Source organism: Paenibacillus sp. W2I17, from assembly GCF_030815985.1.
In the GTDB taxonomy this organism is placed as follows: Bacteria; Bacillota; Bacilli; order Paenibacillales; family Paenibacillaceae; genus Paenibacillus.
Window position 1 is genome coordinate 5,978,086 of sequence record NZ_JAUSXM010000001.1, and the last position, 13,994, is coordinate 5,992,079.

The following is a 13,994-nucleotide window of genomic DNA, read 5'->3' on the forward strand; positions in this document are numbered from 1 at the left end:
GAGGCTAGGCTAGCTCACGTAAGATACAAGGAACTTCCCGTGTCCAACATCTATTACATAAGTTCAACATAACATTTACACGATAACGGAGAGGGCAGAAATAACTTGAAGAAGCGAAGCAGTCACCTTTATCACCGGATTTTTCCATATAAGAAGGAATCAAAAAAATCTGGGGATAACAGTGATCGGAAGGTTATTCTGCCATCGGAGTCCAAGTGTAAATATTTTCAGTTGAATTTATATAACGAACGATGGTGCACGGGTATTTTAACGGGAAAGGATGAATGATGTGCTCGAAGTGAAACAGGTCAGCAAAGTTTACGAAGGGCAGCGCGGCGTACATCAACTGGATTTCACCATGGAACGTGGTGAGATTGTTGGCTTTCTCGGACCCAATGGTGCCGGAAAAACAACAACGATGCGTATGATTACGGGTTATGTGCATCCAACCGCAGGTTCCATTATGGTGGATGGGGTATCGGTGCATGAGCAGGGTCAGCGTGTTCGTTCCAAGATTGGGTATCTGCCTGAAACGCCGCCACTGTATCCCGATATGACGGTGCAGTCCTATCTTAAATTCGTAGCCAATTTGCGAGATGTCCCGGCACGTGAGGTTAAGCTGCGGGTCAGTGAGATGGTTAGCAGACTGGGACTTCAGGGTCGGGAAAGACAAATGGTACGTGGGTTATCCAAAGGATACAAACAACGCCTTGGGCTGGCAGGAGCCATTATTCACAAGCCGGATCTGCTGGTCCTGGATGAGCCAACATCGGGCCTTGATCCAAACCAGATTATCGAGATTAGGGATCTGATTCGGGAACTTGGTGAGAACCATACGGTGCTGCTCAGTACGCATATTTTGCCTGAAGTGAGCACGCTCTGTAATCGAATGTTGATCATCAATCAGGGACAGCTCGTGCTGGATGGTTCACCTCAGCATTTCGGATCAGCAATGGGGGATCAGTTCAAAGTGTCGATTGAAGTGAAGGCGACTGCGGAGCAATTACATAATGTGCTGACACCATGGGAGAAGGTGCGGAGTGAAGTTATTCAGACATCGGATGTGAATACCAGCAAAGATACTTCACTTAATTCAGATTTAGCGAATACGGTTAAAATGCTTCTTACTGGAGAAAACTCGGAAGATTTCCGGGAGGAGCTGTTCTACCTTTTGTCAGGTGCAGGATTACCGATTCTGGAGATGAAGAAGGAGAACCTGAGTCTGGAGCAAATCTTCCTGAAGCTGACCACAACCGAGGCAACAGACACAGACGCAAATTCGGCAGATGTGGATAAGGTTACTGGGGCAGAGATGGATCAGGACGTAACTTCGGACATCGACTCGTCGAGTATATCGGGAACATCAGTTGGTTCAGCAGCCGATGCTTCGCCCCAAGCTCGCAAAGGGGAGGAGTCCAAATGAGACGAATGATGGCGGTATGCAATAAAGAGCTACAAGCTTATTTTCTGTCACCAACGTCCTATTTTGCTTTTGCCGTATATGTACTGATGACCAGTCTGCTGTTCTATTCAAGCTTTGTATATTACCAGCCGAGCATTGTCGATTATCGTCTCGTGTTGGGCGATACGTTGTCCATGCTACTGTTTGTTGTGCCATTGTTAACGATGCGACTGGTTGCAGAGGAATTTAGACAGGGAACGGATGAATTGTTGCTGACTTCTCCGGCACGAGTAACCGAGATTATTTTTGGCAAATATCTTGCTTCTCTGGCCATTCTGGTTGTGCTCATCCTGTGCAGTCTGGTGTACCCTTTCATCATGTCGTTCTATGGGACATTGGATATGACGACGGTATGGATGTCTGCGCTGGGGTTATTTTTCCTGGGCGGAAGCATGATGGCGATTGGATTGTTCGCTTCTACATTATCCCAGCATCAGATGGTGTCTGCGGTGGCGGGTTTTATTATTTTGCTCGTTTTGTGGATGCTTGATTCATTTGCAGGCAATACAGGTTCTGCTTTGCAACAGTGGCTTGACCCGTTTGCCCTGACTAACCGGTTCGACAGCTTCATGAAAGGTGTGCTTAGTGGGCCGGATATCTTGTATTATGTCACCCTTTCGGGTGTGTTTCTGCTGTTAAGTATTCAAATTGTGGAACGGAAGCGGTGGAGGTGAGAAGATGAAAAAATGGTTAAGTCATACCAACAGTACCGTGCTGTCCGTAGCGGTGATTGGCATCTTTATTTTGCTAACACTGTTCCTGAATTCACTTGGCGGCTTCCAGCTGGATCTGACCTCGAACAAACAATACACGTTATCTGACCAGTCCCTTACTGCGATCAAAAATGTGAAGGATGACGTCAACATTCTGGTGTTAACTGTCGAAAATGCCAACAACACCGTCCTGAACCGTGAGGTCACGGATATGGTCGAGGAATACACGAAACGTAACAGCAAGTTGAAACTAAAACAATATAATCTGACGCAGGAACCTGCGCTTGCATCCAAATACGGCATAACAGGCAGCTCCATTGTGCTGGAGCAGGGAGATCAACACAAAGTGATTGATATCGCCAGTTTGTTCACCGCGACAGGTGACGGAAGTGACGGATCATATCAATTCACAGGTGAGGAAAAACTTACGCAGGCGCTCATGAATATGTCATCCACGGAGATGCACAAAATGGTCTTTTTGACCGGACATGAAGAGTTGAGTCTTGATCAGATGACCACGCTACAATCCTCCTTGGAACAGAACAATGTGCAAACGGAAGAATTGCAGCTGAATCAAGCTGGCAAGGTCCCGGAAGATGCAGATGTGCTGGCCATTATTGGACCACAACGTGATCTCAGTGATACGGAAATGAAGGCTATTCGCACTTATCTGAGTAATGGAGGCAAGCTGTTATTATCCCTCGGATTTGTAGAAGATATGAAATCCAGTTGGAAAAACATCGATGCCCTCATGGCTGACTATGGCGTCGTTGATGAGCATGCGGTCATGGTGGATAATCAGCAAGCCAGTACGATGGGGCCACTCTGGGTGGTGCCGGAGTATGGTACACATGCAATTACGGACAAACTCGCTGCGAGCCAATTGTATCCGATGTTGTCGCTGTCGATTGCGTTGACCAGCAAAGAACAGGATAAATATACCCTTTCACCGTTAATTCATTCTTCGAATGACAGTTATGGGGAGACAAATATCGGCGGCTTATTGCAGAATGAAACAACCAATGATGCCGAAGAGGACATTCAGGGACCCGTTGAATTAGGGTATGCAGCCGATACGACGGATGGTAAACCGAAGGCGGTTATTCTTGGCTCGTCCATTTTCATGCAGGATTCGGAAATTGCAAATGGTGGCAATCGGGACTTTATTTTGAATACGGTAAACTATCTGAGTGAGAAAGAAAATGGATTGACGATTCGCCCACGGGTACAAGCCGGGTATGAGATGGCATACCTGAATGGCGAACAGGCCAGAACGATTTTCTTCGTGGCTATTGTAGCATTCCCACTCATCTTTGTTATCATTGGTGTACTCTTATGGTGGAGGCGCAGACGAGTATGAGAAAATGGGTTCCAACGATTCTGGTGGTCATCGTACTAATTGTGGGCTGGGTGTACGCGGCCAGTCAAAATTATTTTCGGGAAGAAGAAGCGGTACAAGCCAAGTTGCTCGGTATTCAATCCGGGGATATCCAATCCATCACAATACATGACACAACGGAGGAGACATCCGGTGCAGCAGCATCTTCGACTTTGTCGCTTGAAAATGGCGTATGGCACATGGTTGAGCCGAAAGCCTATCCTCTGAACGGTTACAGTGTAAGCAGCTGGCTGGATGCTCTGAGTGGTACGAACCAGGAACTGGTGGTGGAAGAAGCGCCAACGGATCTGGATAAGTACGGATTAGGAACAGATGCTACACGTATGGATATCAAACTCAAAGATAATCGGGAGATCAAACTGGCTATTGGCGGCCAGCTTCCAGCAGATGATGCACGTTATGTTCGTGTTGATTCGGGCCCTGTGGTTGCCGTGCAGACAGAGGCGATTACCAGCATAGCCTTGTCTCGTCGTGATTTGTTGGACACTACACCTTTTAACATGGATGAGACAAATGTTGGGTCTCTGGAGTGGGAAGGTGAAGCAGCTACTTGGATGTTAACATCGACATCGAAGAACGATGCGGCAGAGCATACCTGGACACTGAATGGAAAAACGATTGAAGCCACAGATGCCGTATCTCTTATCGGCAAAATCAAAAACCTGTCGACAGCAGATGATGTGCGTAAAGCATCCGAGCTAAAGAATTCCGTTCCACGATTCACCCTGTCTGTTGAACAGACGGTCAATGGGCAACAAGTTCGAGATGTGTATCGAGGAATTACGGTGCCATCCGAACCGGATCAGATCTGGGTCATTACGCCGGATGGTCAATGGGCATATGGCATGGATGCGACGAGTCTAACGGAAGCAGAGAAATTCCCGGATACAATTAAAGCATCCACAACTTCTTCGGAAGAGTCATCGAGTTCTGCAAATGACGAAACGACTTCCTCATCAACAGACGGGAAATGAGCAGGGCGCAAGATAAGTGATGTTATTGTGTTGAGATGCAAATATTATTTCGAGGCAGTGCTGCGAACAAGCAGCACTGTTTTTTTTATTTTATATAGCGAAGAAACTCGGTCCACTGATCAAAACCCAAAGACCAATAAACAAAGAACAAAACAAGAAGACCCAAATCTACAGGGTAAGGTACCATATCCTTTCAGCATATCGGTACGTACAGAAGCGCATCCTATCTTTGTGACCAAAACCAACAAACATTGGAGGATGAGTACATGCCAGCAGTCAAAAAAGGCAACAGCTATTACGTTATCATTATCTACTGCAATCTTTGTAATGGCCGGTTTGACAGGTTGTGGCACGAATCGGGATACCAACAATATGCATACGCAAAGTGTTCGTCAGCAAGCCAACGGGATTAACCGTTATGGTGTGGAAACAAATGGCATGGATGGCATCCGTGCGAAAAGTTATCGCATGCACAATGTGACTGACCTGAAATCCAGTGAAGAGCTGGCAAAACGCATCACGGAGATGAAGGAAGTTAAATCCGCCCGTGTCATGTTAACGGATCGTAATGCTTATGTGGCTGTTCGTTTGGCAGATGGTCATGCAGGCAAGTTGGAAAGCAAGTCCAATGGTCGTACGAGCATGCTGAATGGAACGATGCGTAATAATGCCAGTGATACCATGCGTGGGGGCAACATGAATCACGATATGGGTGGTATGCGTGTGAATGGCGGTACAGGCACAATGTCTCCGTACAGCACTAGCGGAATTGCTCCAGGACTGAACACAAATTCAGCAACGGATCGCAGCCATATGGGGAATGACCGGAGCATCTATGGAACCATGGGCACAGGCACAATTGGCATGATGCGTGGTCTGACAAACAGCGGCAAAGCACGTGGGACGGACGATGGGCATTATTATGGTATGAAAAGTGAAGGACAACGTGTAGATAGCACGGACGATAACACATCAGCTGAGATAAAGGGTAAGATTTCAGCCAAAATCAAGCAGTTTGCACCAAACATCGAGAATGTATATGTATCAGCCAATCCGGAGTTTGTGGAGCATGTGGAGAACTATGCCACAGATATTCGTAACGGTAAGCCCGTTAGTGGCATGATTGATACGTTCCAATCGATGGTAGAGCGCATTTTCCCAACGAACGGAACAGATACAAATAACCGTGATGGCATCCTTAACGATGGTCTGATGAACCGTAATAATAACGATGGCATGATGAATCGAATGAACCGGTAGTTCTGAAGACAGATGAACAAGTGTGCCTTTGCGCCGATGGTAACATCCGCTGCAGGGGCATGTTTGTTTTACATGATCCAATACATAGACAATTGAATACGTTCTCTTTGGACAATGAATCACATGTTTACTGCCCATTTTTCTTATAAAACTGAACCAACGCCCTTGACCTTACATAAGATGAGTTGACTGTATCCCCTTAACCTTGTTACACCAACACAACCCGAGCAAGGAGGGGTGAACATTGAAGGGTATCGATCATAAAAGCAAATTTTTGTTGACCCACCGTGAACGCGAAGTATTCGAATTACTGGTTCAAGACAAAACAACGCGTGACATCGCAGGGCAGTTATTCATCAGCGAGAAAACGGTGCGTAACCATATTTCGAATGTGATGTGTAAAAGTGTCATAAAGTTAAGACGACTGAAAAGCAGTCGTCTTTTTTTTATTTCAGGTAATAAAACAAACATGATCCTACTTACTTCAAAATACATTGTAGAAAGGGAGGTGCTCATACATGAAGAAGAATTACAATAGCGGATTTACAAACAAAAAGGAAAGTGAAAATCAAAAGAAGTGTTATTTATGTGGAAATTGGGATAGGTACATTTATAGTGTTCTTCTTAAAAGCAGTAAAATTAAAGTTTTGGTTTGCTTTCAATGCTATCACGAAGGACTAAATAAAAATTTTGAAGATATTTGAAAAATATTGAAGGTTATTTACTAATTTGGTCGAATAAAACCACGATAATATTATTGGAGGTGGCCAAATGATTAAATTATACGATCAGAAAAAAGGCTCGCAGTGGAGAAAATGGGATTTACATATCCATTCGACGTATTCTAAAGAGTCGAGTGCAAAGCTAAGTATAAAAAAGATCTTTGATGAAGCAATTTCAAAAGGGATATCAGTCATCTCTGTTACTGACCATTCAAATGTTAAGTCATTGGATGAAATTTGGGAAGTGTATCAGTCCAGTTTTACAACAAATGATGGAGTTGAATTAAAGTATAAAGATTTTTATAAGTTTTATACCCGGGGTTGAATTGAAAACAGATAAGGGTCAAAAACCAATTCACATGGTTGTCCTATTCCCTACTATTGTTGACAGGGGTAAGTATAAAGAAGAGGTAACCACAAAGTATCTTGAAGATAATTTCCTAAGCAAGATTAACTGTACTGACTCTGTGATCACACAATATGGCGAGGGTGATTATGCGAGAGGGCTTTTAGAAATTCAAGTTGATTTTGAAGAAACTTGCAAATTGGCTCGTTCTTTAGGTGGAATAACAATCGTTCATAATGGTTCAAAAGATGGAGGGTTTGATCGAGGTTTAAGTCATGCAAAAACTCCAACCCCTACTCACGAAGATATTATCAGTTCTTTCGATGCATTAAAGGGTAAGTTAATGATTGAATGTGTTGATATATGTGAAATTCCCAACAATAGTGAATCGAATCTGAGAACAAAACAATTTTATCTGGATACCTTTAATAAACCTTGCATAATCTCTTCGGATTCACATTCTCAATATGAAGGCAAAAAATATTCATGGATAAAAGCCGAGCCCACAATTGAAGGACTTAGACAAGTGATTTATGAACCCAAGCACCGTGTACATCTTGGTGAATATTCACCAGTAGACCCCGTTCACAAGATAAATATAGTGAAAATGAATTTCCCAGAAACCACAAAAATTGTAGGAGAAGATTTTTGTGTGAGAGGTGACCTGGAGATACCATTCAGTCCAAACTTGACTTGTTTTATTGGTGGGAGAGGTAGTGGAAAGAGTACTATATTAAATTTAATACATGAAAAGTTAAAACCAGGAGAAAATCTATTCTTTAAAAAATTTAAACTTGAAAATTTACCTAAAGAGAAGGAAATTGGGGATTATATACAGATAGATGATAACGACGACGAAAAGTTTATTGAATTTCTTAGTCAAAATGAAATTGAAGACTTCGCTATAAATTATGAGAAATTCACAACATCTTTATTTCCAAGGTTATTGAAGGTGTCTGAATCTGCAAGATATATTGAATTAAATAATCAATTGGGAAAATACATAGAAAGTATTGATGAAAAGAAAGATTGTCTTGTTAAGCAATTTAAATTACAGGTACAAAAAAAGTCTAACGAGAAGCAAAAGAAGACTTTTGAGAACATCGTCAACTCCCTAAAGGATGAAACTTATACCCTTTTAAATATGAAGATAAAAGACACAGATAAAGAGATAAAACAGATAAAAAAATCAAAGGAATCGTTTGTTAATTATGTGAAAGAAATTGAGAACATAAACTCATCTTACGTTGTTGATTCATCTAATATGATAAACAATATCTACGAAAAGAAGAAAGATGAAATGATCAAATCTATAAGCAAAGTAGTCGATGAGTACTCAAAAGACGATAACTTTACTATAATTAATGATCGTTTAAATGCATTAGAGGATCAGTTGTTAACAGAAAGACAAAGTATAAATGAATATCTTACTTCAAAGGGATTGACCGGTGAGAATTTAGCGGACGTTGCATCGGCCACTCAAGAAGTTAATAAATATGATGCCCTTATCCGAGAAGATGGAGAAAATATTGACATCTTGCAGGAAAGAATAGATACTTTTATCCAAAATGATACCCTTAAAGATCAGTTGATAGATGAAATTAATGGTATGATTCAGAATTTAAATTTATCACTTATGAATCTGAGTGAGCATGTTAAACCTATTGAAGTATCTTTTTCTTTTGATTTTGAGAAGGCAAAGAAAGAAATACTTAATGCAATGAAAGTTAGTTTCGAAAAGTTTGATTATTTTAACAATATAAAGATGAGCGATATTGAAAAGTACTTATTTTGTGTTGAGCCTAATGAAATTAATGATTTTGATATATATCTAACGGCTCTTCAAGCGGTAGGAATAAAGTCAAAAACATTTAATGCGTTAAACGAATATTTCTCAGTACCAATTAGATTCGCAATTTTCAAGCTAATTATCAAGAAAAATCTTATGGATGTAGATTCTTATAAAACTCTAAAAGTTCAATATGATGGTAAGAAATTAGAGAATACGTCTTTCGGACAAAGATGTACTGCTGCGATTGTGCTTTTATTAAAACTTGGGAACAATCCAATTATAATTGATGAACCTGAAGCGCATTTAGATGGTACTGTTATTGCAGAATATCTGGTGGATTTAATCAAAGAAAATAAACAAAACAGACAAATTATTTTTTCTACCCACAATGCAAATTTTGCAATAAATGGTGATGCAGAATTAATTAATATATTAGATGTAAGTGAACTTAATAAAACTCAAATTACTTCGACCTCTATTGAAGATATCGAAAATAGGGATAAATTACTTCGATTGGAAGGCGGAAAATTGGCATTTGAAAATAGAGAGAAAAAGTATCAGTTCTAAAAATAAGCCATCCTTGTTACTACAGGGATGGCTTTTTAAATACTGTCTTACCAAGTTCTGTTCACTATAAAACTTTAAAGCTTAAGGTGTTATTAGCCAAATCAAATTCGTTGATGTCCGAATTGATTATTTGTCAGGTGAAGAAGTTGAAGAAATACATAAAGCGTAAAAAGTAAAGAATTTCAGCATTAATGAACATTCAATACATCATCAGTCGAAATCTAAGACGTATAGCTTCAATTTTTATCAGTCTAATCATTAAGTGATAAGCGATCTCTAAAAAACATCTTAGAAGCGAAATTTGAACCCCATAAATTGAATTGAAAAAACTTCTGTTTTCAGGGTCAATTATTATTCTGTTTTACGGTCTTTATATATGAGGAAGCAAAATGAAAGCTTTCTTCCTTCATTGTGTGGTTGTTGTCGTCAAACATTTACCTCACTAAGGAACGAAGCTTCTTTATTTTGAAAGGAGACAAAGTTCATATGACAGAAGAAGCACGCAAAACAATGAACGATTACCAACGAAAATGGCGCAAAGCAAATCAAGAAAAATTAAAAGAGTATCGCATACGATATCGTGAAAAATCCAGAGAATGTAAACGAAAATGGCGCGCGGCTAATCCGGAAAAAACAAAAGAATATCAAAAACGTTATTGGGAAAAGAAAGTCAAATCTAAAAATAAAAAGGATGATCAATAATGCAAGAGTTAATAGAAAAGCTGAAAGCCGATAAATTAGCATATCAAGCTGAATTAACCAATCGAAAAATGATGTGGTTGAATGAAGAAGAGAAGTTGAAGGACTTGAAGGAAAGAGTTAAACAGTTAACTTTAACGCATGCTCCAGTGGAAGAATTGGATGTTGTTTATGAAGAAATCAATAAACAAGAAGTTATCGTTAATCGGAGAAAAAATGAATATGAATTAATCTCGGAAAATTCCGTTTTTGAATTCTCTTTGCCAATGGATGAAATCATGAGACAAGCTAAGAATTACGAAGATCAAGAAAAAGCTATTTGTGATTCTATCTTGGAAGAAGTGTTGCAGAAAAAGCAAGAATACCTTGATCTTATCGGGAAATTAGAAGATCGAGTGTATGATATGCATAAGCAAAAGAAGGCAATGAATATTCAGTTGAATCATGTAAATGGCTCGGTACTACAATTGCCTGATTTATGGAGTATGTATAACCAAAAAGCTTCTTTCAAAACTTTAACAATTCCTGTGCTTCCGATAAAACATAGAGAAGTATGGTAAGGGAGGAATATAAAATGAAGAATAAAGAAAATTCAGGTGTATTTGCAAGCTTATTTAAGCAAGAAGCACCGATTGAAGATAAATCAAAGTCAATTGATATGGAAGCAATTGCTGATAACATTGCAGAAGGAGTGCTTAATATTATTAATTCAAAGAAGAATGACGAAAAGGTTGAAATCAAGAAAGAAGAAGGTAACGTATTTACAAGTTTATTCAAGGGAATTGAATAGTTAAAAAAGCGGACAAGCACTTATATAGCACATATAAGAGTTGAACAATAGAAATCAAAAGCCAAGCTACACGAGATGAGCAAGGGAAAATCCTAAACTCAGACCGTGTAGCTTTTTTGTGGTAAGGAGGAAAGAAAGTGATCGACCAAAATAAAGTTGCATGGACGACTGGAGAACCGGACAAGCGAAAAGATATTCCAGGGTTGAAGAATGCTCGTGTATGTTCTGCAGTAAGCAGACGAACGGGAAATCCGTGTAAAGCAAAAGCGATGTCCAATGGTAAGTGTCAACATCATGGAGGGAAGACCAATCCGGAGGCTATTTCAGCGGCTATGATAGGAAACGAAAATCAAGTAAAAACCCATGCACATCAACGATTAGTGCAAGGTGCATTTAAAGGTGATGAACTTGAATATATCGATAACGAAGAAAATCTTTCACCTTTGGAATCAGCGTATTCAAACAGGAAAATCTTGTTCGTTCGTTTGTTGCGCATGCAAAGGCGATATGACTTATTACAAGAGAAGTATGGGGAAGACGGTCTGAAGCTTGTTACGATCGAAACAGAACGCGGTACAAGTTCTTCGAAGTATAAGCGCACAAACACAATCAAGGAAGTGCGCTCTGATTTCACAGGACAAATACTTGCACTTGAATCCGAAATGTCGAAAGTTCAAGGACAAATAATTAAACAAGATAATACAATTGCCCAATTAGAAGAACAAAATGGAACACCGGAAGATACAAGCGGAGCGGATAAATTCATTGAAGCGTTAAATAGGGCAGCGGCTGCAATAAGATGGGAAAATGAAGGAGAATGAATAATATGGAATATACAGAAACCTTGATTGATTCTGCAGTAATAAAGATTAGGTGTGCTCAACGTCGAACCATGAAGAAGATAAGTGAATTGGATAAGGAAGGATTACATAACCTTCCACAAATCATGGAGCATGAAGAAGAAATGAATACACTTCACAATTCAATGTTATGGCTTCTTGAAAAGAAATTCGAATTGGATCGGTCAAAGAAAGTAATTAATTTTATAATATCGAATGTATAATCACGGCATGCCGTCCTAATTGACATATTAGCGACTGCATGCCTTCTTTTTTATTATGAGAATTGTTGAATCGAACACAATGGCTATTTTGTTCGATTCGTATAAATGACGTAAAGCCTTGATACATCAACGTTTTTTGAATTAGCGATAAATTAAAATGACCTCTACACAAAATGAATCGAACATAATATAATGAATTTATAAATTAAGTTCGATTCAAAGGAGGACGATAAGACGATGGAATTTGTTGAACCTATCCGAGATAAGAAGAAGATTGAAGCAATGAAGAAGGTGTTAAAAGGATCAAACATGAGGGATTATTGCTTGTTCGTATTGGGCATTAATTCTGGGTTGAGAATAAGCGATATTTTGAATCTAAGGATTGATGATGTGATAGATGTTAATCGCAAGTTGAAAGAACGAATCATAATCAAAGAGAAGAAAACAGGAAAGCCCAAAGATTTTCCTATCAATGAATCGACGGGTAAAGCGATTCGTGAATATTTAGACACCCGATTGAATTACCAAATGGATGAACCGCTGTTCATCAGTCGCAAGAAAGGTGCTCCATTGCAAAGAACAACAGCATGGACAATATTAAATGAAACGGCTGAAATGGTTGGAATTAAAAACATCGGAACGCACACTTTACGAAAAACATTCGGGTATCACTATTACAAAGAAACAAAGGATGTAGCAATGCTTCAAAAAATCTTCAATCATTCAGCGCCAAGTATCACATTACGTTACATCGGAATAAGCCGAGATGAACAAGATGAAGCATACCTAAACTTCAACTTATAAAAACTTCATGAACCCTTAAAAAAACTTTAAAACCCTTGGAGGATGATTTTTATGACGAAACGTGAAATCCGAGATTACGCAAGAACGCTGTATCAATTAGCTAAGTTGACCGCCAAGAAGGATCGACAACAATCCATCGAATACGCAAAGCAAGCAATGGAGGAAGTCGTAGATCAATTAGAAACCAATAAAAAAGCGGTTGAATTGTACAAGAAGGCCGAAGAGATTTACAAAATGAAATCAAAGCAGATGACTGCATAATGCAATCTAACTATCCCTTGAAGGTTAATCCTTCAGGGGATTTTTTATTAATGTAATAAAAGAGCTCATGTAAGAAGGTCATAGCGTATCGGGAAACGTTGTAGCTTCGTAGCTATGACGTTTTTTTGTTGATTGAATAGGAAAGGTTGTTGAAAGCCTTCGACCCGCTAAATTCAAAGCTAAGCGTATGACGAGTACGCTTAAAATAACGTGCTCTTTTTTTATATGAATTTATACAAGTATGCCTAATCATTTTCTTCCTTCTATTTAACTTGATTAATAGATGACACATTACGAGAAAGTTAGGAAGCGATATTCAATGAATAAAAGAATTGAAAGAATGCAAGGTACAAGCATATCAGAATCACAAATGGTTACAGTTAAAACAATGCGAGATTATGTTGAAGTGACTGCAGTTGATAAAGCAAATACAGGATTCAGTAAGAATAAGAAGATATCTAAAACGGAATACGTTAATACGGAAACAGGTGAAATTCATCAATATAAAACAAGTTCCGAAAAAGGTAAAAGCAAGATTAGTGCAAGGAAATCTACAAATATGATCAATGACTTGATTCACACTAACTTTCAAGCAAGGAAAAATGAATGGTCTATCGTATTAACTTATGCTGAACACATGACATGTCCTATGCAACTATATGAAGATTTTGAAAAGTTTTGGAAGAAGGTCAAATACAAATATGGTAAAAACATCGATTACATTTCAATTGCTGAACCACATGAAAGCGGATCATGGCATTTGCATGTGCTGATAAGGTTCAATGACAAAGAAGAAATCCCTATCAAACCGAGTGATATAAATTATCTTTGGGTGAAGGGTCATGTTTCAATAAAGGAGATTTATGACGTTCCAGGATTAGCGGGATACCTTTCAAAGGGAGAAAGACTTATGCATTATCCTCCCGGAATGAATATGTACAGAGCAAGCAGGGGAATTAAAAAACCGAAGAAGGAAAAAGTTCCTTATGGTCAACTAAAAGAAAGAATCAAGGATGCGACCCTCGATTCTCCTTCATTTACGCTCAACATATATGATGATGAACGCTTGGTGAATAAAATTAGTAAGGAAAAGTATATCATGAAACAAAAATCGAGAATAGTTGGAAGTTAATCCTCCGTCC

The 13,994-nt window shown here is 39.3% G+C and carries 15 protein-coding genes and 1 pseudogene; all 16 read left to right on the plus strand.

Features of this window, described 5'->3' with window-relative positions; translation table 11 throughout:
* The first annotated feature begins 289 nt into the window (after positions 1-289).
* The gene (locus tag QF041_RS26720; protein WP_307416272.1) at positions 290-1,423 is read left to right on the plus strand and encodes an ABC transporter ATP-binding protein; all 1,134 of its coding nucleotides are present in this window, start codon (positions 290-292) and stop codon (positions 1,421-1,423) included.
* Entirely contained in the window at positions 1,420-2,136 is a 717-nt protein-coding gene (locus QF041_RS26725) for an ABC transporter permease subunit (protein ID WP_017692528.1), read from the plus strand. Before QF041_RS26720 ends, QF041_RS26725 begins: the two co-directional genes overlap by 4 nt.
* Positions 2,137-2,140: 4 nt before the next feature.
* Positions 2,141-3,535, plus strand: coding sequence for a GldG family protein (locus QF041_RS26730; protein WP_307416275.1), 1,395 nt, complete (start codon positions 2,141-2,143; stop codon positions 3,533-3,535).
* Positions 3,532-4,548 carry a DUF4340 domain-containing protein gene (locus QF041_RS26735; RefSeq protein WP_307416276.1) on the plus strand — a complete coding sequence of 339 codons (1,017 nt, stop codon included), beginning with the start codon at positions 3,532-3,534 and terminating at the stop codon, positions 4,546-4,548. The genes QF041_RS26730 and QF041_RS26735 overlap by 4 nt, the downstream gene beginning before the upstream one ends.
* 258 nt (positions 4,549-4,806) lie before the next feature.
* Positions 4,807-5,808 carry a YhcN/YlaJ family sporulation lipoprotein gene (locus tag QF041_RS26740; protein ID WP_307416277.1) on the plus strand — a complete coding sequence of 334 codons (1,002 nt, stop codon included), beginning with the start codon at positions 4,807-4,809 and terminating at the stop codon, positions 5,806-5,808.
* A 244-nt stretch (positions 5,809-6,052) separates the two neighbouring features.
* Positions 6,053-6,211 (plus strand): annotated as a pseudogene (locus tag QF041_RS26745) (LuxR C-terminal-related transcriptional regulator); the annotation flags it as partial.
* A 368-nt stretch (positions 6,212-6,579) separates the two neighbouring features.
* Positions 6,580-6,855 (plus strand): PHP domain-containing protein, encoded by a 276-nt coding sequence (locus tag QF041_RS26750; RefSeq protein ID WP_307416278.1) that lies wholly within the window; start codon positions 6,580-6,582, stop codon positions 6,853-6,855.
* 1 nt (position 6,856) lies between these two features.
* On the plus strand, positions 6,857-9,235 hold the full coding sequence (locus tag QF041_RS26755) for a TrlF family AAA-like ATPase (RefSeq protein ID WP_307416279.1): 2,379 nt from the start codon (positions 6,857-6,859) through the stop codon (positions 9,233-9,235).
* Positions 9,236-9,721: 486 nt separating this feature from the next.
* Positions 9,722-9,937, plus strand: coding sequence for a hypothetical protein (locus tag QF041_RS26760; protein ID WP_307416280.1), 216 nt, complete (start codon positions 9,722-9,724; stop codon positions 9,935-9,937).
* On the plus strand, positions 9,937-10,494 hold the full coding sequence (locus QF041_RS26765; RefSeq protein WP_307416281.1) for a hypothetical protein: 558 nt from the start codon (positions 9,937-9,939) through the stop codon (positions 10,492-10,494). The genes QF041_RS26760 and QF041_RS26765 overlap by 1 nt, the downstream gene beginning before the upstream one ends.
* Positions 10,495-10,508: 14 nt before the next feature.
* Positions 10,509-10,724 carry a hypothetical protein gene (locus QF041_RS26770; RefSeq protein ID WP_307416282.1) on the plus strand — a complete coding sequence of 72 codons (216 nt, stop codon included), beginning with the start codon at positions 10,509-10,511 and terminating at the stop codon, positions 10,722-10,724.
* 137 nt (positions 10,725-10,861) lie between these two features.
* Complete coding sequence (locus QF041_RS26775) at positions 10,862-11,545, plus strand: hypothetical protein (RefSeq protein WP_307416283.1); 684 nt, start codon at positions 10,862-10,864, stop codon at positions 11,543-11,545.
* 5 nt (positions 11,546-11,550) lie between these two features.
* Positions 11,551-11,787, plus strand: a complete 237-nt coding sequence (locus QF041_RS26780; protein WP_307416286.1) for a hypothetical protein — start codon at positions 11,551-11,553, stop codon at positions 11,785-11,787.
* Positions 11,788-12,024: 237 nt separating this feature from the next.
* The gene (locus tag QF041_RS26785; protein ID WP_307416287.1) at positions 12,025-12,591 is read left to right on the plus strand and encodes a site-specific integrase; all 567 of its coding nucleotides are present in this window, start codon (positions 12,025-12,027) and stop codon (positions 12,589-12,591) included.
* A gap of 51 nt (positions 12,592-12,642) precedes the next feature.
* Positions 12,643-12,852 (plus strand): hypothetical protein, encoded by a 210-nt coding sequence (locus tag QF041_RS26790; RefSeq protein ID WP_307416288.1) that lies wholly within the window; start codon positions 12,643-12,645, stop codon positions 12,850-12,852.
* A 319-nt stretch (positions 12,853-13,171) separates the two neighbouring features.
* Positions 13,172-13,984 carry a rolling circle replication-associated protein gene (locus tag QF041_RS26795; RefSeq protein ID WP_307416289.1) on the plus strand — a complete coding sequence of 271 codons (813 nt, stop codon included), beginning with the start codon at positions 13,172-13,174 and terminating at the stop codon, positions 13,982-13,984.
* Positions 13,985-13,994: the final 10 nt, after the last annotated feature.

What these genes read in the sequence shown, in the direction of transcription:
- QF041_RS26740 (WP_307416277.1), top strand. Translation starts at nt 4,807, where the DNA reads ATGAGTACATGCCAGCAGTCAAAAAAGGCAACAGCTATTACGTTATCA.
- QF041_RS26785 (WP_307416287.1), top strand. Translation starts at nt 12,025, where the DNA reads ATGGAATTTGTTGAACCTATCCGAGATAAGAAGAAGATTGAAGCAATG.
- QF041_RS26790 (WP_307416288.1), top strand. Translation starts at nt 12,643, where the DNA reads ATGACGAAACGTGAAATCCGAGATTACGCAAGAACGCTGTATCAATTA.
- QF041_RS26760 (WP_307416280.1), top strand. Translation starts at nt 9,722, where the DNA reads ATGACAGAAGAAGCACGCAAAACAATGAACGATTACCAACGAAAATGG.
- QF041_RS26730 (WP_307416275.1), top strand. Translation starts at nt 2,141, where the DNA reads ATGAAAAAATGGTTAAGTCATACCAACAGTACCGTGCTGTCCGTAGCG.
- QF041_RS26795 (WP_307416289.1), top strand. Translation starts at nt 13,172, where the DNA reads ATGAATAAAAGAATTGAAAGAATGCAAGGTACAAGCATATCAGAATCA.
- QF041_RS26750 (WP_307416278.1), top strand. Translation starts at nt 6,580, where the DNA reads ATGATTAAATTATACGATCAGAAAAAAGGCTCGCAGTGGAGAAAATGG.
- QF041_RS26725 (WP_017692528.1), top strand. Translation starts at nt 1,420, where the DNA reads ATGAGACGAATGATGGCGGTATGCAATAAAGAGCTACAAGCTTATTTT.
- QF041_RS26765 (WP_307416281.1), top strand. Translation starts at nt 9,937, where the DNA reads ATGCAAGAGTTAATAGAAAAGCTGAAAGCCGATAAATTAGCATATCAA.
- QF041_RS26735 (WP_307416276.1), top strand. Translation starts at nt 3,532, where the DNA reads ATGAGAAAATGGGTTCCAACGATTCTGGTGGTCATCGTACTAATTGTG.
- QF041_RS26770 (WP_307416282.1), top strand. Translation starts at nt 10,509, where the DNA reads ATGAAGAATAAAGAAAATTCAGGTGTATTTGCAAGCTTATTTAAGCAA.
- QF041_RS26780 (WP_307416286.1), top strand. Translation starts at nt 11,551, where the DNA reads ATGGAATATACAGAAACCTTGATTGATTCTGCAGTAATAAAGATTAGG.